At 65.8% G+C, this 23788-nt stretch carries 21 protein-coding genes; 12 read left to right on the forward strand and 9 right to left on the reverse strand.

The annotated features are described in order from the left end of the window. Positions 1-164 precede the first annotated feature (164 nt). From LOC60_RS15815 to LOC60_RS15830, 4 genes are all read right to left on the reverse strand, one after another. Complete coding sequence (locus LOC60_RS15815; RefSeq protein ID WP_230026649.1) at positions 165-782, reverse strand: hypothetical protein; 618 nt, start codon at positions 780-782, stop codon at positions 165-167. Positions 783-945: 163 nt separating this feature from the next. Then, positions 946-1947: a sugar phosphate isomerase/epimerase family protein gene (locus LOC60_RS15820; protein WP_230026650.1), complete on the reverse strand. Its 1002-nt coding sequence runs from the start codon at positions 1945-1947 to the stop codon at positions 946-948. Positions 1948-1978: 31 nt separating this feature from the next. Next, on the reverse strand, positions 1979-3172 hold the full coding sequence (locus LOC60_RS15825; RefSeq protein ID WP_230026651.1) for a Gfo/Idh/MocA family protein: 1194 nt from the start codon (positions 3170-3172) through the stop codon (positions 1979-1981). 81 nt (positions 3173-3253) lie between these two features. Then, positions 3254-4294: a substrate-binding domain-containing protein gene (locus LOC60_RS15830; RefSeq protein ID WP_230026652.1), complete on the reverse strand. Its 1041-nt coding sequence runs from the start codon at positions 4292-4294 to the stop codon at positions 3254-3256. A gap of 159 nt (positions 4295-4453) precedes the next feature. Between LOC60_RS15830 and LOC60_RS15835 the strand changes: the two genes are divergently transcribed. From LOC60_RS15835 to LOC60_RS15845, 3 genes are all read left to right on the forward strand, one after another. After that, positions 4454-5986 carry a sugar ABC transporter ATP-binding protein gene (locus tag LOC60_RS15835; protein ID WP_230026654.1) on the forward strand — a complete coding sequence of 511 codons (1533 nt, stop codon included), beginning with the start codon at positions 4454-4456 and terminating at the stop codon, positions 5984-5986. Then, the gene (locus LOC60_RS15840; protein WP_442860428.1) at positions 5983-7038 is read left to right on the forward strand and encodes an ABC transporter permease; all 1056 of its coding nucleotides are present in this window, start codon (positions 5983-5985) and stop codon (positions 7036-7038) included. The genes LOC60_RS15835 and LOC60_RS15840 overlap by 4 nt, the downstream gene beginning before the upstream one ends. Positions 7039-7114: 76 nt before the next feature. Next, positions 7115-8299: an ROK family transcriptional regulator gene (locus LOC60_RS15845; protein ID WP_230026686.1), complete on the forward strand. Its 1185-nt coding sequence runs from the start codon at positions 7115-7117 to the stop codon at positions 8297-8299. Here the strand turns inward: LOC60_RS15845 and LOC60_RS15850 are convergent. Next, positions 8296-9207 carry a LysR family transcriptional regulator gene (locus LOC60_RS15850; RefSeq protein WP_230026655.1) on the reverse strand — a complete coding sequence of 304 codons (912 nt, stop codon included), beginning with the start codon at positions 9205-9207 and terminating at the stop codon, positions 8296-8298. The two genes, LOC60_RS15845 and LOC60_RS15850, sit on opposite strands and share 4 nt — an antisense overlap. Positions 9208-9356: 149 nt before the next feature. Between LOC60_RS15850 and LOC60_RS15855 the strand changes: the two genes are divergently transcribed. The 8 genes from LOC60_RS15855 (at position 9357) to LOC60_RS15890 (ending at position 17127) form a co-directional block, all read left to right on the forward strand. Then, on the forward strand, positions 9357-10616 hold the full coding sequence (locus tag LOC60_RS15855; protein WP_230026656.1) for an FAD-dependent oxidoreductase: 1260 nt from the start codon (positions 9357-9359) through the stop codon (positions 10614-10616). Then, on the forward strand, positions 10613-11458 hold the full coding sequence (locus tag LOC60_RS15860) for an NAD-dependent epimerase/dehydratase family protein (protein WP_230026657.1): 846 nt from the start codon (positions 10613-10615) through the stop codon (positions 11456-11458). Before LOC60_RS15855 ends, LOC60_RS15860 begins: the two co-directional genes overlap by 4 nt. Positions 11459-11472: 14 nt before the next feature. Further along, positions 11473-12267: an ABC transporter ATP-binding protein gene (locus LOC60_RS15865; RefSeq protein WP_230026658.1), complete on the forward strand. Its 795-nt coding sequence runs from the start codon at positions 11473-11475 to the stop codon at positions 12265-12267. Then, entirely contained in the window at positions 12267-13133 is an 867-nt protein-coding gene (locus LOC60_RS15870) for an ABC transporter permease (RefSeq protein ID WP_230026659.1), read from the forward strand. The genes LOC60_RS15865 and LOC60_RS15870 overlap by 1 nt, the downstream gene beginning before the upstream one ends. Continuing rightward, positions 13130-14146: an ABC transporter substrate-binding protein gene (locus LOC60_RS15875; RefSeq protein ID WP_230026661.1), complete on the forward strand. Its 1017-nt coding sequence runs from the start codon at positions 13130-13132 to the stop codon at positions 14144-14146. Before LOC60_RS15870 ends, LOC60_RS15875 begins: the two co-directional genes overlap by 4 nt. Positions 14147-14269: 123 nt before the next feature. Then, the gene (locus LOC60_RS15880) at positions 14270-15418 is read left to right on the forward strand and encodes a GDSL-type esterase/lipase family protein (RefSeq protein ID WP_230026662.1); all 1149 of its coding nucleotides are present in this window, start codon (positions 14270-14272) and stop codon (positions 15416-15418) included. Positions 15419-15640: 222 nt separating this feature from the next. Next, positions 15641-16792: an ATP/GTP-binding protein gene (locus LOC60_RS15885; RefSeq protein ID WP_230026663.1), complete on the forward strand. Its 1152-nt coding sequence runs from the start codon at positions 15641-15643 to the stop codon at positions 16790-16792. After that, positions 16789-17127, forward strand: a complete 339-nt coding sequence (locus tag LOC60_RS15890) for a hypothetical protein (protein WP_230026664.1) — start codon at positions 16789-16791, stop codon at positions 17125-17127. Before LOC60_RS15885 ends, LOC60_RS15890 begins: the two co-directional genes overlap by 4 nt. Positions 17128-17157: 30 nt before the next feature. Here LOC60_RS15890 and LOC60_RS15895 read toward each other — a convergent pair whose 3' ends face one another. The 3 genes from LOC60_RS15895 to LOC60_RS15905 all read right to left on the reverse strand — a co-directional run bounded on the left by LOC60_RS15895 (position 17158) and on the right by LOC60_RS15905 (position 21211). Next, positions 17158-18717 carry an SIR2 family NAD-dependent protein deacylase gene (locus LOC60_RS15895; RefSeq protein ID WP_230026665.1) on the reverse strand — a complete coding sequence of 520 codons (1560 nt, stop codon included), beginning with the start codon at positions 18715-18717 and terminating at the stop codon, positions 17158-17160. Between the two features lie 68 nt (positions 18718-18785). Then, entirely contained in the window at positions 18786-20270 is a 1485-nt protein-coding gene (locus tag LOC60_RS15900; RefSeq protein WP_230026666.1) for an ADP-ribosylglycohydrolase family protein, read from the reverse strand. Next, complete coding sequence (locus LOC60_RS15905; RefSeq protein ID WP_230026668.1) at positions 20267-21211, reverse strand: ARPP-1 family domain-containing protein; 945 nt, start codon at positions 21209-21211, stop codon at positions 20267-20269. The genes LOC60_RS15900 and LOC60_RS15905 overlap by 4 nt, the downstream gene beginning before the upstream one ends. Positions 21212-21303: 92 nt before the next feature. On the opposite strand from LOC60_RS15905, the gene LOC60_RS15910 reads away from it, so the two are divergent. Continuing rightward, entirely contained in the window at positions 21304-21966 is a 663-nt protein-coding gene (locus LOC60_RS15910; RefSeq protein ID WP_230026669.1) for an NUDIX hydrolase, read from the forward strand. A 14-nt stretch (positions 21967-21980) separates the two neighbouring features. Here LOC60_RS15910 and LOC60_RS15915 read toward each other — a convergent pair whose 3' ends face one another. Further along, positions 21981-23678, reverse strand: a complete 1698-nt coding sequence (locus tag LOC60_RS15915; protein WP_230026670.1) for an NERD domain-containing protein — start codon at positions 23676-23678, stop codon at positions 21981-21983. Positions 23679-23788: the final 110 nt, after the last annotated feature.

Below are 23788 nucleotides of genomic sequence, written 5' to 3' on the forward strand. Positions count from 1 at the left end.
CCCCCCCCCCCCCCCCCCCCCCCCCCCCCCCCCCCCGCCCCCCCCCCCCCCCCCCCCCCCCCCAACGAAAAACGGAGCCGCCTGGGTTTATCCCGGTGGCTCCGTTATTTCACTAAGTTCCTAGGTGACCATGCCCGCCACTTACTCGGGCAGTCGGTTGGTCATTACTTGGCGTCGTATTCCCATTCCCACCCCGTGCCGCCACCCTGCGTGTGAACCAATGTACCGGAGACATCCGGAACATCGAGGACCACCTTGCCGGCGACCTTTTCGGCTGCTCCCATCGAGGACGGAATGCGCTCCGCCGATCCCAGGCATGAGAATGACGCCGTCGACATCACGTTGTTGACCGTCGTTCCGTTGGAGGCGATGGCCTTCCACCCACCGAAGTGGACTCCGCCGAGCACCTCGGAGAACTCCGGTTCAGCCACGGTTGCTGCTTCCAGGCTAACCACTACGAAATGCCCGTTCTCGGCAGGCACGGCTTGCGGTGAGGTGCACCCCGGATCCACCTGAATATCCGTAACCGTGAAGTTCAGGGCCCAGTCTTTGCTGCCTTCTTCGATGAGGACGAGCGCGGGCTCACCAACCTTCTTGATGAGATTTCCCCGCGGACTGCGGGGAGCCGGGGTGGCAGTAGCGGCGGCCGGGCTGCTGCTGCTTGCGGTTGCCGGATCAACAGGCGCCCCGGTGAGCTTGGGTTCATCAGGGGAATTACCGCATCCGCTTGTTGCAATGACTGTAGTGATAACGGCAGCAGTGATCAGTATGTTCTTTTTCAAGGTGGTCTTTCGAGATGCGGCTAAATCGGCCGGGGTAATTCTGGGGAATCACCAGATTATCGGTTTTGCGGGGCCCGATGAACGCCGTCCGCGCAGGATCAGAAATACCGGTTGGCCTGGAGGCGTATCCACCACCCAGCAGCACTAGGCAACCAGCCGCGGCCTACCGCGAGGAAAACGCGGCGTCGAACGCGGCGTCGGGGGGATCCATCGCCAGCGAACGGACGAACCCCAGCGCCTCCGGTGCCCCGACCAGCCGGTCCATTCCGGCGTCCTCCCACTCCACCGAAATGGGGCCGTCATAGCCGATGCTGTTGAGCATCCGGAAGGCGTCCTCCCAGGGAACGTCGCCGTGCCCGGTGGACACAAAGTCCCAGCCGCGGCGCGGATCGGCCCAGGGCAGGTGCGAGCCCAGCCGGCCGTTGCGGCCGTTGCTCATCCGCTTCTTCGTGTCCTTGCAGTCCACGTGGTAGATCCGGTCCTGAAAATCCCAGAGGAACGCAACCGGATCCAGATCCTGCCAGACAAAATGGCTCGGGTCCCAGTTCAGGCCGAAGGCAGGCCGGTTTCCGACGGCTTCCATGGCCCGGACGGTGGTCCAGTAGTCGTACGCAATCTCGCTGGGATGGACCTCGTGGGCGAACCGCACGCCGACCTCATCGAAGACGTCCAGGATGGGATTCCACCGGTCGGCAAAGTCCTGGTAGCCGGCGTCGATGGCCTCCGCGGAGACCGGCGGGAACATGGCCACGTATTTCCAGATGGACGAGCCGGTAAAGCCGATCACGGTATTCACCCCGAGGGCTGCCGCGAGCCGGGCGGTGTGCTTCATTTCCTCTGCGGCGCGGCGCCGGACCCCCTCCGGATCGCCGTCGCCCCAGACCTGGTCGGAAACCATGTCGCGGTGCCGCTGGTCTATCGGGTCGTCGCAGACCGCCTGCCCCTTGAGATGGTTGGAAATGGCGAACACCTTCAGGCGGTACTTCTCCAGGATGTCGCGGCGGCTCTGCACGTACTCCTCGTCATCCCACCGCCAGGGATCCAGATGGTCGCCCCAGCAGGCGATTTCCAGCCCGTCATACCCCCAGCCGGAGGCAAGCCGGGCCACTTCTTCGAGGGGCAGATCCGCCCACTGGCCGGTAAACAACGTGACTGGTCGGGACATGGCAGGCTCCTTTGCCTAGGTGTTGCGGGGGTCAGCGCACGGGCAACCATACGCTGGACTTGGCGGCGCTGCGGGACACGGCAGCGAGTACTTCCTGGACCTGCAGGCCGTCAGCGAACGACGGTGCGGGGGCGGTTCCGGCGGCGATGGCCTCCACGAAGTCCTTCGCCTGGTGCACGAAGCCGTGTTCATAGCCGAGCGAATGGCCGGCCGGCCACCACGCGGACAGATAGGGATGCTCCGGTTCGGTCACCATGATGCGGGTGAAGCCCTGCCGGTCCGGCGGAAGCGTGTAATCCATAAAGCCCAGGAAATTCAGGTCCTCCAGGTCGAAGCTGATGGCCCCGAGGCTGCCGGAGATTTCCAGCCGAAACGCATTCTTGCGGCCGGTGGCCATCCGGCTGGCTTCGAAGGAGCCGAGCACGCCGTCCTCGAAGCGGCCCAGGAACAGCGCGACGTCGTCGACGGTCACCGGACCGCGGGTGCCGGACGCTCCCGTGCCCGATCCGCCGCCGCCGCCCAGACCCGTGCTCCGCCGGTCCGCTTCGGGTACCGGCCGGGTCGGGACCAAGGTGGCCAGGGTGCCGCTGACCTCGGCCAGCTGCACCCCGGTAATGTACTGGGCCAGGTCGATGGCGTGTGCGCCCAGGTCGCCGAGGGCACCGGACCCGGCTTCGTCCTGCTGAAGCCGCCAGGTCAGCGGGGAGTCCTTGTCCACCAGCCAGTCCTGCAGGTACACGGCCCGCACCTGCCGCACTTCGCCGATCGCCCCGGCGGCCACGAGGTTCCGGGCATGCGTGGTGGCGGGAAGCCGCCGGTAGGTGAAGCCCACCATCGCCTGGACGCCCCGGGCCGCGGCGCGGGCGGCGGCGTCGGCCATCGCCTGCGCCTCCTCCACCGTGTTGGCGAGGGGCTTTTCGCAGAGCACGTGCTTGCCGGCGTCGAGCGCTGCAATGGCAATCTCGGCATGGGAGGCGCCGGGCGTCACGATGTCCACGACGTCGATGTCCTCCCGGGCGACCGCCTCCCGCCAGTCGGTGGCGGACCCGGCCCAGCCCCATTTCCGGGCGGCGGCGGCGGCCCGCTCCGCATCCCGGCCCACCAGCAGGTCCATCCGCGGCTGCAGGGGCAGATCGAAGAACCGGGGAGCCACCCGCCAGGCCTGCGAGTGGGCCGCCCCCATAAAGCCGTGGCCCACCAGTGCCACCCTCAGCGGCTTATCCATGTTTTCTCCTTAGTGCTGTGCTGCTGTTTCAGGCAGCCGTGCTGCGGGAAGACCGGCCGCTCTGGCTGGAAGATCCGCCCGTCAGGATTCGAAGGCGGTGGGCAGGTATTCCCCGACGTTCTCGCTGGTGACCACCGGGGCGTTGAGCACCACGCGGTTGGGCACCTCAATTTCGACCAGGTCGCTCATCGCCTTGTCCTGAGCCAGCAGCCGGGCCAGCCGGATTCCGTCCGCGGCCTGGGTGTGCGGGTAAATGATGGTGGCCTGCAGGACGCTGTCCCCGGACTCGATTTCCCGCATGGCGTTCGCCGAGCCGGCACCGCCCACCATAATGAACTCGTCCCGGCCGGCGGCGTCGATGGCGGCCAGCACGCCGATGCCCTGATCATCGTCGTGGTTCCAGAGCGCATCGATTTCCGGTGCCGCGGAGAGCAGCTGCCCGGCAGCCGCTTCGCCGCCCTGGACGGTGAAGTCCGCCGCCACCCGGTTGGTGACCTCGAGCCCGCACGCCTCCAGGGCGTCCTTGAAGCCTTCGCTGCGGTCCTGGGTGAGCGGCAGGGCGTCGACGCCGGCGATCTCGGCCACGACGGCGTCGGGCTGGTCGCCCACCTGCTCGCAGATGTAGGTGCCGGCGCTGACGCCCATGCCGTAGTTGTCCCCGAGCACAGTGGCGCGGGCAGCGAACGGGCTGGAGAACTCCCGGTCCACGTTGATCACGGGGACGCCGGCTTCCATGGCGCGGATGGCGACGTCGGTGAGTGCGGCGCCGTCGGTGGGCAGCAGCACAATGGCATCCACCTGGTCGTTGATGAACTGCTCCACCTGGCTGATCTGCAGGTTCGCGTCATTGGTACCCTCGGCCACCCGCAGGTCGATGTCCGGGTATTTCTCGGCCTCGGCGAGGGCGGCGTCGTTGATGGCCTTCAGCCAGCCGTGGTCCGCGGCGGGGCCGGAGAAGCCGATGACCACGGTCTCACCCTCGGACTGGTTGCCCTCAACGGAGTTGTTGGTTGGTTCGGCATTGGTGTCCTCGCCTGCGGTGCAGCCGGTGAGGGCAAGCCCGCCGACGGCGAACAACGCCCCGGCGGTGATGATCTTCCCGCGCATGCGTAGTGCGTGCATGGTTCTCTCCTCTGTAAGTGGCGGCGCTGAGGCCATCCCGCACCCCATCGGAATTCAGCGCTCTGCACGTCGTCGTGACATGCGTCACAGTAACAGAAGTCCGGCGATAAAGCGCCAACATACTACTGGTGATCGACATAAGTGTGTAAGCTCCGTGCCATGACCGCATCGGGAGCCACCGCCGCCCCTCCGCCGCCGCTGCTGGAGGTCCGGAATCTGAGCAAGAGTTTCGCCGGTGTCCGCGCCCTGCGCGGCGTCGACCTGGAAGTCCTTCCCGGCGAAGTGCACTGCGTCCTGGGCCAGAACGGCGCGGGCAAGTCCACCCTGATCAAGGCACTCTCCGGGGTGTACGCACCCGACGGCGGGGAGATCCGCTGGAACGGGGAGCCGGTGCAGCTGGCCCGGCCGGCCGACGCCCTGGGCCTGGGGATTGCCACCATGTACCAGGAACTGGATGTGGTGGACGGGCTGAGCGTCGCCGAGAACATCTTCCTGGGCCATGAGGACGCCCGCGGGGGAGTGCTCCGGGTCCGGGACGCGCGCCGTCGGGCCCGGGCGCTGCTGGGCCGGCTGGGCCACGAGGACCTGTCCGCCGCCGCGGAAGTGGGCAGCCTGTCCGCCGCCGGCAAGCAGATTGTCAGCATGGCCCGCGCCCTGTCCCGCAATGCCCGGCTGCTCATTATGGACGAACCCAGTGCCATCCTCGACTCCGGCGAGGTCGCCAACCTGTTCCGGGTGATCCGGGAGCTGACCGGCCAGGGCATCGCGATTGTCTACATCTCCCACCGGCTGGAGGAGATCCGGCAGATCGGCAACCGGATCACCGTGCTCAAGGACGGCCACAGCACGGCGTCCTCGCTGCCGGTCGCGGAGACTCCCCGCGCGGAGCTGGTCCGGCTGATGACCGGCCGGGAGGTGGCGAACGTGTTCCCGCCGCGGAAGCCGCCGTCGTCGGACGCCCCGGTGGCGCTGCAGGTAGAGGAACTCGCGCTCGCCGGCACGTTCCGGGACGTCAGCTTCGAGGTCCGGGCCGGGGAAATCTTCGGCCTGGCCGGCCTGGTGGGCTCCGGCCGCTCGGAAATCCTGGAGACCATTTACGGTGCCCGCCGGGCGACGTCGGGCACCGTCACTGTGGAGGGCAGGACGCTGCGGCCCGGCTCGGTGCGGGCGGCGGTCAACGCCGGGCTCGGCCTGTCCCCGGAGGAGCGCAAGAGCCAGGGGCTGCTGCTGGAGGAACCCATCTACCGCAACATCACCCTGTCCACCTTCACGCGGTTCGCCCGGCACGGATGGCTGAACGAACGCGCCGAGAAGGCCGCCGCCCGCAAGCAGGCCGAAGCGCTGCAGCTGAATCCGCCCGATCCGGACCGGCAGGCCCGCACCCTCTCCGGCGGCAACCAGCAGAAGGTGCTGCTGGCCCGCTGGCTGATCCACGGCACCCGGGTGCTGCTGCTGGACGAGCCGACCCGCGGCGTCGACGTCGGCGCCAAGACCGAGATTTACGCGCTGATCCGCAGCCTCGCGGCTCAAGGCGTGGCGATTGTGGTGGTGTCCAGCGAGATCGAGGAAGTCCTCGGCCTTGCGGACCGGATCCTGGTGCTCGATGCCGGGCGCGTCCTGGCTACCGGCAACGCAGACGAGATGGACGAGCACGCCGTGCTTGACCTGGTGCTGAAAGGAAGTGCGCAGTGAGCGAATCAACGACGGCGGCGCTGCAGCCGCCTCCCAGTGGAGGGACGGCTGCGGTGCCCCGCGCCAATCCGCTGGGGAAATTCCTGGGTGGCTCCGTTGGGCGAAGCATCGGGTTGGTGGTGGCGCTGGCGCTGCTGTTTATTGTCGGGGCGGTGACCAGCGGGGAGCGGTTCCTGAACCTGGACAACATGCTGACCATCCTGCGGTACGCCTCCATTGTCGGGGTGATCAGCATCGGCGCGACGTTTGTGATCACCGCCGGCGGCATTGACCTCTCGGTCGGGTCCGTGATGGGGCTGAGCACGGTGCTGGCCAGCCTCACCGCAGTGCAGCTGGCCGCCACGAACAGCAGCTGGCTGCTGATGGTGGTGGTGGCGCTGGCGGTCGCGGTGGGGGCGGGACTGATCAACGGAATGATCATCGCGTACGGGAACGTGGTGGCGTTTATTGCCACCCTCGCCATGCTGGTGGGTGCGCGCGGCGTCGCGGAGCTGATCTCGGGCCGCAGCACGCAGATTGTCACCAACCGGGATTTCCTCTCCGTGATGCGCTCGAATTTCCTGGGCGTGCCGCTGCTGATCTGGATCTTCCTCCTGGTGGCCGCCGCGGGCTGGTTCCTGCTCAACCGCACCACCTTCGGCCGCCGGACCGTGGCGATTGGCGGGAACCTGGAGGCCGCGCGGCTGGCGGGCATCAAGGTGAAGCGGCACATCGTCTGGCTGTATGTGCTCTCCGGAGTCACCGCCGGCATCGCCGGGATCATGATGATGGGCCGCACCACCGCCGGTACCTCAACGCACGGGCTGCTGTACGAGCTGGACGTGATTGCCGCCGTCGTCGTCGGTGGAACGCTGCTGATCGGCGGGCGCGGCACCATTGTCGGCACCGTGCTGGGCGTGCTGCTGTTCAGCACGCTCACCAACGTTTTCACGCAGAACAACCTGGACACCTCGGTGCAGGCCGTGGCCCGTGGCGCGATCATCGTGGTGGCCGTGCTGCTGCAGCAGCGGTTCGCCGTGCGGGGGACCGGGCGAAGGAAGGGGGCGTTATGAGGTTCTTCGCCTGCGTCTCTTCCCGGGGCCGACGCCGTAGCGTCGATCACTATGCTTCAATTGCCCAGTGGTCGATATAAGGAATAACCCCACCGCTCCCGGGGCCAGCGAACTTTTCCAGCTCCTGCGGGACGGACAGCCCCGCACCCGCAGCGAGCTGGCCGATCTGGTGGGGGTGGCCCGCTCCACGATTGCGCTGCGGCTCGAGCTGCTGATGGACCTCGGGCTGGTGGCACCCATCGAAGATGCGGTCTCCACCGGCGGGCGGCCGTCCTCCCGGTTCGCGCTGCAGACCGGTGCGCGCGTGGTGCTGGGGGTCGACGTCGGCGCCAGCCACCTGCGCGTGGGCCTCACCGACCTGGCCGGCACCGCCCTGGCCGATGCCACCCGAGACCTGCTGGTCAGCGAAGGGCCGTTTGCCGTGCTGGACACCGTGGTCGAGCTCGGCTCGCTCCTGCTGGAAGAGACCGGCAGGTCCGCCGCCGAGCTGCTCGCTGTCGGCGTCGGTCTGCCCGGGCCCGTGGAGCACCGCTCCGGCCGGCCGATCAATCCGCCCATCATGCCCGGGTGGCACGGCTTCGATGTGCCCGGCTACCTGCAGGAATCTTTCCACGTGCCGGTGCTGGTGGATAACGACGTCAATGTGATGTCCATGGGGGAGCGCGAAGCCGCGTGGCCCGACGTCGAGAACCTGGTGTTCGTGAAGGTTGCCACCGGCATCGGCGCCGGGATCATCTGCAACGGCAGCCTGCTGCGCGGTGCCGACGGGGTGGCCGGGGACATCGGGCACATCCGCGTCCCGTCCGGCGAGGACCTGCTCTGCCGGTGCGGGAACCGCGGCTGCCTGGAGGCGCTGGCTTCCGGGCCGGCGGTGGCCGCCCGGCTGCGGGACGCGGGGCTGGAAGCGGAGGACGGGCGCGACGTCGTCGCCCTGGTCCACTCCGGCAACCACGAGGCCGTGCATGCAGTGCGGCAGGCCGGCCGCGAGGTGGGCGAGGTGCTCTCCGCCTGCCTGAGCATGCTCAACCCCGAGGTCATTGTGTTCGGCGGCTCGATGGCGCTGACCGGCGAGCACTTCATTGCCGGGGTGCGCGAAGTGGTCTACTCCCGGACCATGCCGCTGGCCACCCAGCACCTGCGGATTGTGCAGTCCGCGTCCGGGCTCGACGCCGGGATGCTCGGCGCGTCCCAGCTGGCCATCCAGCATGCGCTGTCCGCGGAGAGTGTGGAGCGGATGCTCGCGGGGCGGGTGGGGGTCTAAGGTTCCGGCCCGTCCAGGACCCGCACCGGCGTCGACCGGAACAGGTCGGCGACTTTCCGGACCTCCGGTGACGCCGCAGCGTTCCACGCCGCCCACGTCTCGACCTGCAGCGAGTGCCCGCCCGCATCCCGTGCAGCCAGCGGCACCCACTTCCACCCGGGAAAGTTGAGCCCCGCGGAGGCCTCGGTGGTGAGCGCCGCATCGGCGTCGGCCAGGTCGGCAATCAGCAGGCTGTGGTGGCTGAACCGCCGGAACACCCAGTGCGTACGCACGCCCTCGGCCTCGGCGGCGCTGCGCAGCTTGACCTCCTGGATGCGGATTTCTCCGGCAGCGTGTGCCATCACGGTGAGGCCGTCCAGGTCAAAGAGGCCCAGGACCTTCCGGGTGCTGAGCGGCGACGTCGGCCGGACGGCTGCCCCGAGCGGCTGGGTGAGCAGGTGCTGCCGGTTGATGCCCTCCGGGGGTTCCGTATGCAGGAGGGCCAGGTCGATCTGGCCGGCCCGCAGCAAACGGCTTTGTTCATCACTGCTGGCCTCGTAGAGCGAAAAGCGCACCGTCAGGCCGGCGGATTCCACGTTCTGCACAGCCGAGCGGAACCAGTCATGCGGCAATCCCGGAGGGGCACCGAGCCGGATCAGTGAGCGGCCGCCCGCCGCCAGCCGGACCAGCTCCGGGGTGCGGTCCACCTGGGCGAGGATGGTGTCCGCGTGGGTTTTGATGACGTGCCCCAGGGCCGTCAGCGTCACGCCGCGCGGGTTCCGCTGCAGCAGGGCACCCCCGAGTTCCTTCTCCAGTTCGGCGAGTTGCCGGCTCAGCGCCGGCTGCGTCATATGCAGTTCGACGGCGGCCCCGCTGATGCTGCCGGTCTCCGCCGTGCGGACAAAGTATTTCAACTGCCGGATTTCCATGTTCCCGCCCCCTGCGACCTGAAATACCCGAAAGGCATACCCACAGGCACTTTTAGGCATTTGATTTATACGTACAAGTGGACCATGGTTCTTATGTGCTTGGTGTGACTCAGTTCACGCCGTGATTCACCTGCAATCTAAGGATCTTGATGACTTCCCTTTCCACCACCGCAACCTACGACGTCGTCGTTGTGGGTGGCGGGGCCGCCGGTGTGGCGGCAGCTGTCAGCGCTGCCCGCACCGGAGCCAGCGTCTGCCTCATTGAGCAATACGGATTCCTCGGGGGAGCGGCAACCAACAGCTCGGTCCTGGCCTACTGCGGCTTCTTTGACCAGACCAGGGAACAGGTGGTGCGCGGCATCGGGCAGGATTTCCTGGACGAGCTGGAACGCCAGGAACTCCTGCACTTCGAGACCTCGCCCGCCACCGGAAACACCATCGTGGTCCTCGATCTGGAAACCACTAAGTCGGTGCTGGACCAACTGGTCCGCGCCGCCGGCGTCGACGTCCTGTTCCACAGCACCCTCATAGCCGCGGATACCGACGCCGGCGGAATCAGTGCCGTGCACGCGGTGCACCGCGGCGGCAACCTGCATCTTTCCGGCAGTGCCTTTGTGGACTGCAGCGGCGACGGCGCGCTGCTGCAGGCCGCCGGCGCCGAGTTCCAGCTTTCGCCGACCGAACGCCGCCAGGCCAGCACCCTGGTGATGCGGGTCGGCGGCGTCGGCGAAGACGCGGACCTGTCCACCGCGGCCATGGATGACGCCTTCGCCGCCTACGGCAAAACCACCGGGGAAATCCTCACCCGGAGCAACGGCACCTGCGTACGGATGCCCCGTTCACGCGAGCTGATGCTCCTGCTCGCGGACGAATACGTGGACGTCCTGGACGTGCACGAAATCTCCCGCGCCGAACAGGACGGCAGAGCCAAGGCCCGGCACTACCTCGAGGCGCTGAAGGCGGGCATGCGCGGCTGGTCCGGCGCGTACCTGGCCTCCACCGGTCCGCAGATCGGCATCCGCGAAGCCCGTCGGATGCAGGGCCGCGAAAGCGTAACCGCCGAGGACGTCCTGACCGCCCGGCGTCGTCCGACCGACGGGATTGCGCGGTGCGGCTGGCCGATGGAGGACCATGCAACTCCCGGCGCCACCACCTACAGCGCCATCAAGGACCGCAAGTGGTACGACATCCCTTACGGGGCCGTGACCAGCGCCAATATCCCCAACCTCTGGGGCGCCGGCCGGCTCACCAGCAGTGACAGCCGCTCGTTTGCCTCGCTGCGGGTGATGGGCACCTCGTTCGCCACCGGGCATGCGGCCGGCCTGGCTGCATCACTCCATAGTTCCACCGGCAGCGTGGACGTTTCCAAGCTGCGCGGACTGCTTCAAGACCAGGGGGCCCTGCTGTGAGTATCAATTCGGACACCAAACGGATCGCCGTCACCGGTGCCGCCGGCAGCCTGGCCCGGGACATCATTCCCCGGCTGGCCGACGCCGGCTACTCCATGGTCTGCGTGGACCGGGTACCGCCGGCCGAATCCTTCGGACAGGACTGGGTGCTCACCGAGGTGGCCGACACCGGGACGCTCGTGGAGGCGTTCCGCGGATGCGGCGCCGTCATCCATCTGGCGGGGATTCCGCTGGAAGATGACTGGGACCGGATCCTGGCCGCGAATATCGACGGCACCCATTCCGTTCTGGAGGCCGCCCACATGGCCGGGGTGCCGCGGGTGATCCTCGCCAGCTCCATCCATGCCGCCGGGTTCACCCCGGTGCCTCCGGCCGGGGACTTCGTTCCGGACGACACCCCGGTGCGGCCGAACACTCTGTACGGCGTCTCGAAGGCGGCGGTGGAAGCGCTGGGCAGCTACTATTCCGACCGCTTCGGCATGGACGTAGTCTGCCTGCGCATCGCGTCCCGGTTTGACCGGCCGAAGGACGTCCGGATGTTGAGCACCTGGCTGTCGCCCGACGACGCCGCCCGCCTCTTTGCCGCAGCCCTGACGGATTCAGGGAAAGGATTCCGGATTGTGTGGGGGGTTTCAGCCAACACGCGAAGCTATCTTTCGCCGGACGCCGGGGCCGCCCTCGGTTACGTCCCCCAGGACGACGCGGAACGTTACGCCGGGGACCTGACCGGCCCGGCTGCACCGGCTTCCGCCGCAGAGTCCGACTGGGACCGTCAGTTCATCGGCGGCGTCTTCTGCTCGCCGCGTCCTCCCCGCCAGCCCAGCATGCATCCCTCCACCTGATGAGGAATTTCGAAATGACACAAGCTCCCCCCGAGGTCCGCTACGCGTTCGAGGTCGACTCGGTCCACAAGGTCTTCACCGGATCGCAGAACGTGCACGCCCTTGATGACATCAACCTCCAGCTGAAAGAGGGCTCCTTCACCTGCATCGTCGGCCCGTCCGGCTGCGGGAAGTCCACCCTGCTCCGGATCCTGGGGGAACTGGAAACGGCTACCACCGGAACGGTCACCCGGAACGTGTCCGCGGAGAAGGTGCCGGCGTCGGCCTTCGTCTTCCAGGAACACGGGGTATTCCCGTGGTTCAACGTCCTGCAGAACGTGGCCTTCGGCGAGCACATGGCCGGCGTCGGCAAGCGTGAACGCCTCGAACACGCCCGGCACTGGATTGCGGAAGCCGGCCTCACCGGTTTCGAGGAAAGCTATCCGCACCAGCTCTCGGGCGGCATGCGCCAGCGCATCGCCATTGCCCGGGCCTTTGCCACCGGATCCCCGGCACTGCTCATGGACGAGCCGCTCGGAGCCCTGGACGCGCAGACCCGCATGCTGATGCAGGAACAACTGGTCCGGCTGTGGGAACTGGAACGCAAGACCGTTGTCCTGGTGACGCACTCCATCGACGAGGCCCTCCTGCTCGGCGACCAGATTGTGATGATGTCCGCCCGCCCGGGCCGCGTCAAGGAGATCATCGACGTGCCCTTCGGACGTCCCCGCAGCATGGAAATCGAGGGCACCAGCGAATTCGGCTCCATGAAGCAGGACATCTGGGACTCCCTCCGCGACGAGGTACAAGCATCTTTGAGGTTCTCCTAATGACTAACACTGCAACTGCCCCCAAGACCACGGACTCCTCCGAGCTCGACAGTGCCATCCGCCATGAGTACAAGCAGGTCGTCCGCCTGCGCTACCGCGACATCCTGCTGTCCATCCTGACCCCGGTGCTGCTCCTGGCTCTGTGGGAGGTGGCCGCCCGGAACGGCGCCCTGGACGCCAGGCTCTTCACCCCGCCGAGCCTCATCGCCGAGCAGGCCTGGAAGATGACCCTGAGCGGCGAGCTGTGGCTGCACACCTCGGCCACGATGGTCCGGCTGCTGCTGGGCTTCGTGCTGGGCGCCGTCGCCGGCATCCTGGCGGGCCTGCTGATGGGAGTCTGGCGGCCGGTGCGCGCCGCATTGGGGCCGACGTTCACCGCCCTGTATGCCTTGCCGAAAATCGCCATTGTTCCGCTGCTGCTGCTGATCTTCGGGCTGACGGAGACCCCGAAGGTGCTTTCCGTTGCCATTTCCGTGTTCTTCGTAATGCAGATCAACACCCTGGCCGGAATTGTCCAGATCGACAGCCGGGTCCTGGAAGCGGCCCGGGCGTATAAGGCCGGCGGGCTGAAGCTCTTCCGCTACGTGCTGCTTCCCGGCGCAACTCCTGCGATTATGACGGGCCTCCGCGTGGCCGCGGGAATGTCCGTTATCGTGATCACCGCCGTCGAGTTTGTCGCCTCCAACAACGGCCTGGGCTATCTCATCTGGAACTCCTGGCAGCTGTTCCAGCCCAGCAAAATGTACGTCGGCCTCATTGTGGTGTCCCTGGTGGGCGCAGCGGTGACGGCGCTCATCATCCTTCTTGAACGGGCTGCCCTGCCCTGGAAATACTCATCCGGATCAAAGAAGAAAGATCAAAAATGAAAAAACACCTCAAGGTCCTGGCAGCAACGGTGCTGGCCGGACTGACCCTCTCCGCCTGCGGCGCGGACTCGGGCTCCTCTTCCTCCGACGAGGGGGCGACGGAAACCGCAACGGTGAAGGTTGGCATTGTCCAGCTGCCGATTTTCGCGCCGATTTACGTCGCTGAAGCGAAGGGCTACTTCGACGAAGCGGGCCTGGACGTCCAGCTCGAAACCGTGAAGTCCGGCCAGGACGCGGTGCCGCTGGCATCCAGCGGAAAGCTCGACGTCGTTGCCGCGGGCTTCTCGGCCGGTATGTTCAGTGCCATTGCAACCGGCCTGGACATCAAGGTTGTGGCGTCCATGGGTGTCAGCGACGGCGACACCGAAAAGAGCCCGACTGACCTGGTGGTTTCCAAGGCCAAGGTGGATTCCGGTGACATCACCAGCATCGCTGACCTGAAGGGCAAGAAGATCGGTGCTGCCGGCGGTGCGGGCGGCACGGGTGCCTTCCTGCTCAGCCTGGCCCTCGAAGAGGAAGGCCTGACCATCAACGACGTCGAGATTGTGAACCTCGGCAACCCGGACATGCCGACGGCGCTGGCCAACGGCAGCCTCGACGCCGGCCTGATTTCGGCTCCCTTCTCCACCATGGCCATCGAAGACGGCACCGGCGTTTCCATGGCAGTCCCGCCGGCCGGAACGTCCGGCACCGGCATGCTGTACGGCGGCCAGTTCGCCGACACCGAGAACGCACAGAAGTTCTTTGATGCTGTAGCCCGTGCTGCGAAGGACCTGCAGGGCGAGGACCGCTACTCGGACGAGAACCTGAAGATCATTGCCGAGGCGACGGGACAGACGGTCGAGGAACTGACATCCGTTCCGCTCTACACCTGGATGCCGAATCTGGAGCCGCTGCCTGAGCAGCTGGAGGGCATGGAAGCTGTCTGGATGGAATCCGGTGCCATTGAGTACGAGGAAGCCATCAAGCAGGACACCTATATCGATTCATCCTTCTCCGAGAAGACGTCCTAACTACATCCGTTTGGCAATCACAGCGGCATTCCGGGAAACCGGGGTGCCGCTGTCTTGTCTGGCAGCCGCATAAACTGTGGGTGCCTAATCCTTGATGTGGACAACCGAGAGAAGACCCTGAGCATGATCACCACTCCTATTACGCCCTCCCTTGTTCGTGGTGCGGCGGAACTGGAAACGACTCCCCGCGGTTTGCGTCCGCACCGGCTGCCGGCCTCAGTGCGTGACCGGTTCCCCGATCCGCAGCTGCTGATGGCGGAAAGCCAGCCGTCCGGAGTCCGTCTGGTTTTCTCGACGGCGGCGGAGGTCCTGGCGGTTGTGGTGCACCCGTCCCGGGTGGTTTACCGTGGCGCGGACCGGCCGCGGGGCAGCGTTGATCTGGTGGTCGACGGCGAGTTGCTCCAGAGCGACGAACTCAGCGGCGGTGACTATGTCGAGATGGATATGTCGACCGGGGCGGCGACTCCTTGTGAGGGACCGTCGCATACCAGCCTGTTCCGTCTGCCTGCCGGCGAAAAGGTCGCGGAGATTTGGCTGCCGCACAACGAGGCCGTTGAGCTCGTGGAACTGCGTTCGGACGCTCCGGTCACGCCGTATTCCTCGGGCAAGCCCGTCTGGCTGCACCACGGCAGCTCCATCAGCCACGGTTCAAATGCCGCCACGCCAGCCCAGATCTGGCCTGTCGTGGCGGCCCAGCTCGGCGGCGTCGAACTCCACAATCTTGGCCTGGGCGGAAGCGCCCTCGTGGACCCGTTCACCGCGCAGGTGATGCGCGATACCCCTGCCGATCTGATCAGCGTGAAGCTGGGCATCAACGTGGTCAACATGGATTCCATGCGGCTGCGCGCCTTTGTGCCTGCGGTGCACGGCTTCCTCGACACCATCCGGGAGGGGCATCCGGAGACGCCCCTGGTGCTCATCTCGCCCATCTTCTGTGGAATCCATGAAGACACTCCGGGACCCGGTGCCTTCGACCCGGCGTCGTTCGGGACGGACCAGGTTCGATTCGTTGCCACCGGCTCGCCGGAGGGCGTAGCTGCGGGCCAGCTGACGCTGCGGGTGATCCGCGAGGCGCTGGAGTCCCTGGCGGAGCGCCGGGCAGATGATCCGAACCTGTACTTCCTGGACGGCCTGAGTCTTTACGGGGCCGAAGACGCTGAGGTGCACCCGTTGCCTGACGCGCTCCACCCGGACACCGCTACGCACCGGCTGATCGGGGAACGGTTCGCGGAGTATGCGTTCGAGGTAGAGGGGCCGTTCGGGCTGCGCTGAATAACCGTGTGGTTGTCCCGCACGGACCGGATAGGCATTATGCGCACCAAATGCTGCCAACGATATGGGGACGACGGATCCGAAAGCGGCTACGTATTCTCGGCCACGGTCAACTGGGACGAGGCCAGTTACAGCTGGCATCTGGGGCGATAACGTTCAGAGCTTCGAAATCACGTTGAGGTCAGAACTAAGTACGCCGTAGGGTCACGTATTGTTCACTACATGAAATTGAGCAGAGCGTTAGAGCAACAGATTGCAGTGTTTGGGGAGGCTGGCAGTGGAAAGACTGTGTTGCTCTCCTCTTTCTATGGCGCTACACAGGAACCCCAGTACCGGCAAGAGAACGTGTTCCATGTGGTGGCTGACGATATCGGCCAAGGCTCGCGGCTGCACCGCAATTACTTGGGAATGAGGGATTCATCCCGAGTGCCCGTGCCCACCAAATTCGCGGCAGAGTCCTATAGCTTTTCAGTGAAGTTGAAGGAAGGCGCCAAGGCGAAGGCGTTCAAGACTAAACCCTTTGATGCGCTGCGGCTCGTCTGGCACGATTATCCCGGAGAATGGTTTGAGCAGGGTGTAAGCGGGCCTACCGAAGCCCAGCATAGGGTCGACGCTTTCAGGTCCCTGCTCGGTTCCGATGTGGCCTTTTTGCTGGTAGATGCCCAACGCCTATTGGACAATGCTGGTGAGGAAGAGCGGTACCTGAAATCCTTGATGGCTAACTTCCATAATGGGCTCTTGTCGCTGAAAGATGACCTGCTCGAAGACGGCAAGCCGATCGTAGATTTTCCTCGCATATGGGTAATGGCACTATCCAAGGCCGACCTGCTGCCAGACATGGATGTTTTCAAATTCCGGGATCTTCTCATCGAGAAGGCTTGCGACGACATAGACGCGCTGCGCAAGGTGCTGGCTGAGCTCGTAGACGGGAGCGAGGCCCTATCGGTGGGTGAGGATTTCGTTCTTTTCTCATCCGCGAGGTTCAACGGAGGCGGAATTGAGGTCAACAAGCGCATCGGCATCGAACTGATCCAGCCGTTGGCGGCGATGCTCCCGTTTGAGCGGCATGCCAAGTGGGCCCAGGCCAAGCAGCTCCCCAGGAAGGTGGCCGAAAACCTCCTGGATGGGGTTGGAGTGCTGGCTGCTGCCTTGACTGGACGCAAGTTGGACATCCCTGGCCGGATCGGCCAACTGGTGAACCTTGTTGGGCCGAACGTGCTGAGTGGTGCGGTGAATCTAGCCGGGGACAAGGTCAGGGAAATGAACGCTGACGCGATGGCAAAACAGGAATACCTTTCCGCGACGCTAACGCGATTCAGGATGGACTTGGATCAAGCGGAAGAGGACGGCGTACTCCTGAGGAGTCGCAGATGAGCCTGATCTGGGCGACCCGTGGTCAGGCTTGGGGCTTCACATTCCTCCGTGACGGCGGCCTGACGGACCCGCTCCCCGCATATCAGGAGGCGTTCGCCGGCCTGGAAGATGAACCTGAGGTCTGCCGCCGGGTCGGCGCGAAAATCGCGCTCCGGTTCCTGGATCCGGAAGGACGGAAGGACAGAGCGGGAAGGCCTATTCCACACGATTTCGTCGTATCCGGGGCGTTGGTCGAAGAAATCAAGTCAGTCGCTGATGGGCGCAGGCTCGTTTGGCCCGAAGTTTCCGACGAATACGCACGGGGCTGGTCTAAGGCGCCGTCTCCTAGAGCCTGAAAACCGGTTGGTGCAAGACGCTTGACCGGATTATGAGCTGGGAGTCGGAGCTCCCAGCTCCGCCAGCATCTCCCGCAGTCGGACGCCACCGCTACTCTGAGCTTCGTCGTCGGTGAGCCGCTTAGTGAGATCCAGCAGGGTTTCCCGCAGGGACCGCTCGGATTCGGTCAATGCTCCTTCGTAGCCCTCGGCCAAAAGATACGAATGGCTGTCCGTCGACAGGGCGACGAGAAGATCCAGGAAGATTTCGAGGGTCCGTCCTGCCGCGGTACTGGATTCCTCATTCATCGGCACCAGGTTCAGCTGGGAAACCATCCGCCGGTCCAGGGGATCCGCGGCCAGCATCAGCGCCGTCGCGGATCCATCCTTGCCCCGGGGCTCCGGCGGAAGGGCACGCTTCACATCGTGCAGGATCTCGTGGAAGTGGTCATCGGCAAGGCCGAAGCCGACGAACAGGATGTGCTGCGTCATGAGGGTGGCTTTCACCAGGGCCGAGAGTGCATTCCGTGAGGCGTTGAAACCCAGATAATCGTCGCGGGTGAGGACGATCGAGTCAGGGTTCGTCACCGAACCATGAAGTTTCAGCAGCCAGTCGTCGTTCTCCCCGCCGCCGTCAGGAATGACCGACCGGGGGACGCCGGCGTCGGCCGAAGCGAATTCAAAGAGTTCGTCGTAATTGAGGGTGATCGCCTCCCGGCTGCCCAAACTGGCGAGGAGAGCCGGTGCCAAACCGTAGCGTTTCAGCTCCACCTGGTCGGCAATGGCCTGATTGAAACTCCGCCCGCCCGCTTCGGAGCGTTCCTCATAGATAGAGCGCAGAATGCCAGCTTGGTCCAGATGCCCGCGCTTTTTGAGCGACTCAGATTCATCGTCGGACAGCTGCGCGGCTGTTGCCAGACGGGCGAGGAGATCGTTCCAGCTCGGGGCGCCGGCGCTCATGCTGACGCCCGCGCCCATGAAGGGAACGAGCTTGCCGTCTCGGGCATGCGCGCCTAGTCGTGCAGCGTGATCCTGCAGCTCCCGATCGAGGGGCTTCCACCAGTCCGGCTGACGCTTCCGCAGTTCCTGGGCGAAGGCGAAGTCCTTTTCGTTCGTGAGGATAAGAGCGACGTCGACGCCGGACTCGGCCGCCGCACTGCGTGCCTCCTGGAGAAGCCGCTGAATCACGTCGCCGCGAACCAGTCCTGCTCCGCCGTCGCCAGTGCCGAAAAGCGGCATGGCGAGCAGGGGAACTGGACGGGACGGGGTGCCGCCCGCGGCCCGCCGTCGTCGTTCGCATTGCTCCGCAGCGACGCGAATGAATTCACGCAACGGTGGAAGCAGATCCTCGACCGAGGAAATGCCGTAATACGGAACAGCAGTGAGGACAGGCATGGGTTCCCCGGCAAGCCAAGCGTCGAGAGGCTGCGCGAGCTTAGCCCCGCTGGAGAAGTCGACATCCCTGCTGCTGGCTATCACTGCTTCCAGACCGGGGAGCGCCTCCCGCCAATACTCAGCAATGTTGTAGGTGCGATCGGTCGGAAGCAGCCATGCATCGCAAGCGAAGTTGGTCAGGCTGCCTCTGGTCACGAAGATGTGTGATTCCCCCATAAGGAATTCCTACCATGCCCGGCCCCTGGCCCACATATTGGTGGGTCCAGAGGCCGGTTCGACTCGAATTACGCGGAGGGTCGACCAGCGGCCTCGGCGGCCAGCATCTCCCGGAACGCCGGATTCGGGTGTGCGTTGGGGAGGACGCGGCGTACCCGTTCCAGCGCTTCCAGCGGAGTCACTCCTGCGGCCCGGGCGCCGTAGAGAGCGGCAACGGTAGGTGTCCGGGACTCGGCACGCACGCAGTGCAGGAGGACCTTCTTGCCTTCGGCTCGGAATCGCTCGACGGCGGCGGCAGCTTCCTGCAGCACGTACCCGGCGTAGGCATTGGAATCCGCGGCAGCCGAATCGACGAGCCAGAACGTCGCATGGTTCTCCGGTGCGATGCCGGGAACATCGGCCGTTCCCAGCCGGCACAGCGAAACCACGGCATCAATGCCCAGTTCGGCAGTCCTGGCCACTGCACCCACGCCGCCGAGCCAGACGCCGTCGTCGTCCGGGTGCTGGACCAGAACATCGGTCCTGCTCCACGAGCTGTAATCGTGGTGCTCGGCCCGCGGCCACTCCTGCGTACGTCGCCCCGCACCGGAGGCGAGTTCGACGCCGAGCGTCATCAGGTCGTGCGTCCGCAGACCCGGCCAGCCGTGCAGGTTGCGGCGCCATTCAAACGGAACGGCGGAGTAGCCGTAGGCGGCGCCCAGGAGGGAGCCGGCGATGGCGGCCACCGTGTCGGTGTCCCGGCCGCCGCGGACCGCCTCTTCCAGTCCCGCCCGGAGGTGGTCGGGGCCGGACGCGGTGCGTGTGGTGGAGATGGCGCTCCACGCGCCCTGGAGTGCTTCCACCACCCATCCGTTCTTCGTGAAGTCACGCGGCCGGGAGCGTTCGGCGGTTTCGATCCGCTCCCGCCACACTGCGGCGCGGTCGGGCGGCAGCAGGGGCAGTCCTGTCCGGATTTCCAGCTTTCCGGTCAGGACGGCGTCGCGGATGGCGACGCACCAGAGTCCGCAGGCTTCCTGGGCGTCGTCTTCCACGTGGGTCAGCGCACTGAGCACGCCGGCCGCCTCCATGAGTTCAGCCGGATCCCGGTCCAGATAGGCCAGGGCCAGGGGAGCGGTGCGCATCAGGGAGCCGTTGCCGGCACTGCGGCCTGCGCGGGTGTGGAACTCCTGGGCGGCACGGGCGAAGTCGTCGGCGGTCGGGTCGGTCCGGCCGTCGTCGCTGGCGATGCGGCGGGCGCGGGCGACGACGTTGCTGGTCTGCGCGCCGACGTCCTTGGCATCACTTGCCCAGACTGCCCAGGCGCGGACCACGGACGTGAGCGCCTCCCGTGTGGCTCCGGCGTCGAGGAATGCTTTGGCGATCGGGATGGCCATGGAGGTATCGTCGGTCCATTCGGCCGGGTCGAACCCGAAGGGGCCGCCGCCCTTCATCGTGACCTCGGCGTCGTCCGGCAGGGGAGCGCCGAACTCGTAGCCGGCGCCGAGGGCATCTCCGGCGGCCAAGGCGACGAGGACACCGGCGGCGCGGTGGTTCTGCTGTGAGTTCAGGTTCATAGGGCCTCCATAAGTGGATGTTTGGTGTTCCAGCAGGATAGGTGGGCGATATCGGGTTCCCTGTTGGGGAGCCGGACGGCCATGCCTTCTGCGATGACGGGGCCGTGGATCCCCAAGATGTTACGGCTGCGCATGGAGTCGTGGCGCCGGACGCCCTCGCTGTAGAACTCGCCGAAATCGATGGTTCCGGCGATGGCAGCAAAGTCACGGGCGAGCTGGCCGGGCATCGGTGCGGTGCTCTGGGTTGCTGCGGGCAACAGTGCCGCATCGAGCAGCGCAGCGTCCATGAGCTGCCGGTAATGGCGTCGGAACAAAGTAGCGGTGCCGAAAACTTCCAGCAGCAGGGGTTGTCCGCCGACGCCGATCACCACGCCGCGCTGGCCCTCCAGCGGCTCCGGTACGGAGCTCGCGAAGCGGTGCCTGTCACGGCTGCCGAACCTGTCCAAATGCTCGGGAAGGGAACTGGTGGCTGAGGGTCCGGTGGCGGCGTCGAAACGCCGGACCCGTTCCCAGATCTGCTCCTGCCGTCGACCTCCGGATTGGGTGGACCCGGCGCCAGCTAGCTCGGCGCGGACGTTTAGCGGTGCCCTCCGCGCCTGGCGGTGGTGTGTGTTCTGGCCGGCTTCCCACCGTCCTGCCTCGACGCAGAACGTGTCGATGTCTAAGGTTTCGCCCGCGTCGATGAGGACGTCGCGGGCGCAGGTGCGGTGCTGCTGGCCACCTTCCAGCAGCTCACCTTCGAGCAGCAGGGCCGCGCGTTTCCCGTTGTTCCGGACCGTCAGCTGGGCCACCTTGGCACCCGTGGCCAGCTCGGAGACGGCAAGGTCTGCGTGGAGTCCGGTGCTAATGCCGAGCCGCCCGGGTCCGGATGTCCAGACGGGAAAGATCGTAAGCGGGCCGGCGGCAGTGCCGGCGCCGACGTGGAGTTGTGGAATCTGCATATCGAACCTCCTCGCTTTAGCGCATATCTGAGCTAAGTAGTTCCAGTATGCACCGGTTGCATCTTTTGCGCAAGATTGAGATAAATAAGGGTATGAGTGAGTCTCGCACGCCTTTGTCCCTCTTGGCTTATCCGCGGCCTTCGGTGGCCGTGGACACCGCAGCGCTGACCGTGGCTGGGGACGAACTGATGGTCCTACTCGTACGCAGGCGTGAGGAACACCACGCGGGGGAGTGGGCGCTGCCTGGCACCTTCCTGCGGGAACGCGAAACCTTGGCGGCCGCCGTCCTGCGTTCGCTCCGGGACAAAGCCGGCATTGAGGGGCGGATTCCGCAGCAGCTTCACGTCTTTGACGATCCGGGCCGGGATGACCGGGGCTGGACCTTGTCCGTGGCGCACGTGGACGCGGTCCCGTTCCGGGATCTGGCGAAGCCGTTGCAGTCCGACGACGTCCGTCTGGCTTCGATCGCGGCGGAGGCGGACCTGATCGCTGCTCTGCCCTACGGCCACGCAGATATGGTGCTCCTAGCGGTTGAGCGGATGCGGCAGGACTATGCGCAGACCCCCGATCCGGCGGGCCTGCTGCCCGAGCCCTTCACGCTGAAGGAACTCAGGGAGCTGCACGAGGCGGTGGCGGGCCGGACGCTGATGCGTGACACTTTCCGCCGACAGATGGAACCGCAACTGGTCGGCACCGGGCAGATGTCGGACGGCACCCGCGGACGGCCGTCGCGGTTGTGGCGGCGCGTGAACTAGGTGTACTGGGACAGCTAGGGGACGCTGTTGCCGGGGACAGGATCTAACTGCGGTTGCCACTCCTGCATCCGGTCCACGGCACGCGCCAGATCATCTCCGCCGGCCTCGGCGATGAGGACGGGGTCGCCCACCACTACCAGCAGGCAACGTGCTCGGGACAGGCCCACATAGAGCAGTTCAGCAGCCCGACTCATGTCCTTGAACCCGTTCACGCAGAGAATGACCACTGAACGTTCCAGCCCCTTGAATCCCAGGACGTGCCCGTAGAACTCCTCCTCATCGTCGTGAAACGCCGTCCAATATCCGGCGGTGTCGTTCTCGAAACCCTTGTGGACGGGGTGCCTATTCTTGGTGGTCAGAAACGCGATCTGGTTATTGGCCCACCCTTCGGTGATCAGGGCATCGACGCAGTCCCCGGCCACGTCCAGAGCATCCTCTGTGGAGCACGGCACCAGGCGCACCGGCAGGCCTTCTCCCCCGCGCGGCGCGAAGTGTTTGCCGGCAAACCCGCGGAAGGTGTGGGCAATGCGTTTGGTGTTGCGAAGATTCTCGTCAATGTGCAGGGTGACCAGGCCGGCGGTGGGATCAAGCGAGGTCCCCGCCGACAGCGAATCCCAGCGGCCGTAAACATTCTGGCGCTCGTCCATAAACGCGTAGATCTCCCCGCGGGCGGGGTCCTTGAGGCAGGCGAGCAAACTCTCCCACCACAGGGGAGCGAAGTCCTGGGCTTCATCGATCACGATGGCGTCCAGCTTCTGGTCAGGCGGCAGATCGGCCGCGAGGTCCTTCATGAGGGCCGGCATTTCCTCGTCGAAGTAGGCCTGTCCAGAACCGTTGGGAACCCCGAGCGAGACGGCATACTCATGGAACTCGCCCACGAATACCGGTTTGGCCTGCCGCCAGCCGTCGGCCTGCCGACGCAAGTGCTCCGCAAGGCCCCTGTTGTAGCAAAACAGCCCTACCCGTTTCCCCTCCTTGGCCAGCCGCTTCGCTTTCTCGACCGCCAGCCAGGTCTTACCGCTGCCAGCCCCTCCCACAAACCGTGCCCGCGGGATGGACCGGCTGCAATCCAGCAGGACTTTCTGCCGTTCGGTGAGCTGTTCTTGATGATCTTCCAGCTCCAAGGCAGTCAGTGACGGTGCGGACGCGGGCTGGAGGTCGCCGGACAGCAGACGGGCAATCCGCTGGGCGTAGCTGGGTGCGAGCGGACTTCCGCCCTGCGCTTGGGTCTCGATGGCTGCCCGCAGGTGCTCACGGCAATCGCGCAGATCAGCGGAGTCCAGGATGAGCGGTCGCGGAACCCCGGCCATTTCCCAATCTTGGGGCACCGTGCTGTACGGGAACGCCGCCATGTAGGCGAATCTGCTGACCAGTGGTGCGCCGAGTTGGTCCTGCACCCACATCTTGAAGGCATGCTGCGCGCCTTGGGACTGCGCGATGGGGCTGCCGATTCTGTGTGGTCCCTGCCTGTCGGACTGGTACCACTGGCCCTGTTCGACGGAGATCCTGCCGCCCTTGACCTCGATCGCCGCCAACCCGACGCCCGGCCACAGCACCAGAATGTCGATTTCATGTTCGGCCCGCCCGTGGCGCACCTGGACTGAGTGTGCCAGGACGACGTCGTCCGGTAACTGGGCGCGCAGAGCCTCCCAGACCGCCTTCTCGGCGAGGCTGCCTTCGCCAAACATCGGCTCTTCAGGAATGCACTCCACCGTTCCCCCCCTCACGCGCTGGCGGTGTGCCACGCGTTGTAGGCAGGCTACCGTGCAGTAAGGCTGCTCAAAGGCACCGGCTGCCCGGGAGCCCACGTGTCACCATTCCC

Origin of the sequence: Arthrobacter sp. zg-Y769 (genome assembly GCF_020907405.1) — a bacterium.
Taxonomy (GTDB): domain Bacteria; phylum Actinomycetota; class Actinomycetes; order Actinomycetales; family Micrococcaceae; genus Arthrobacter_B.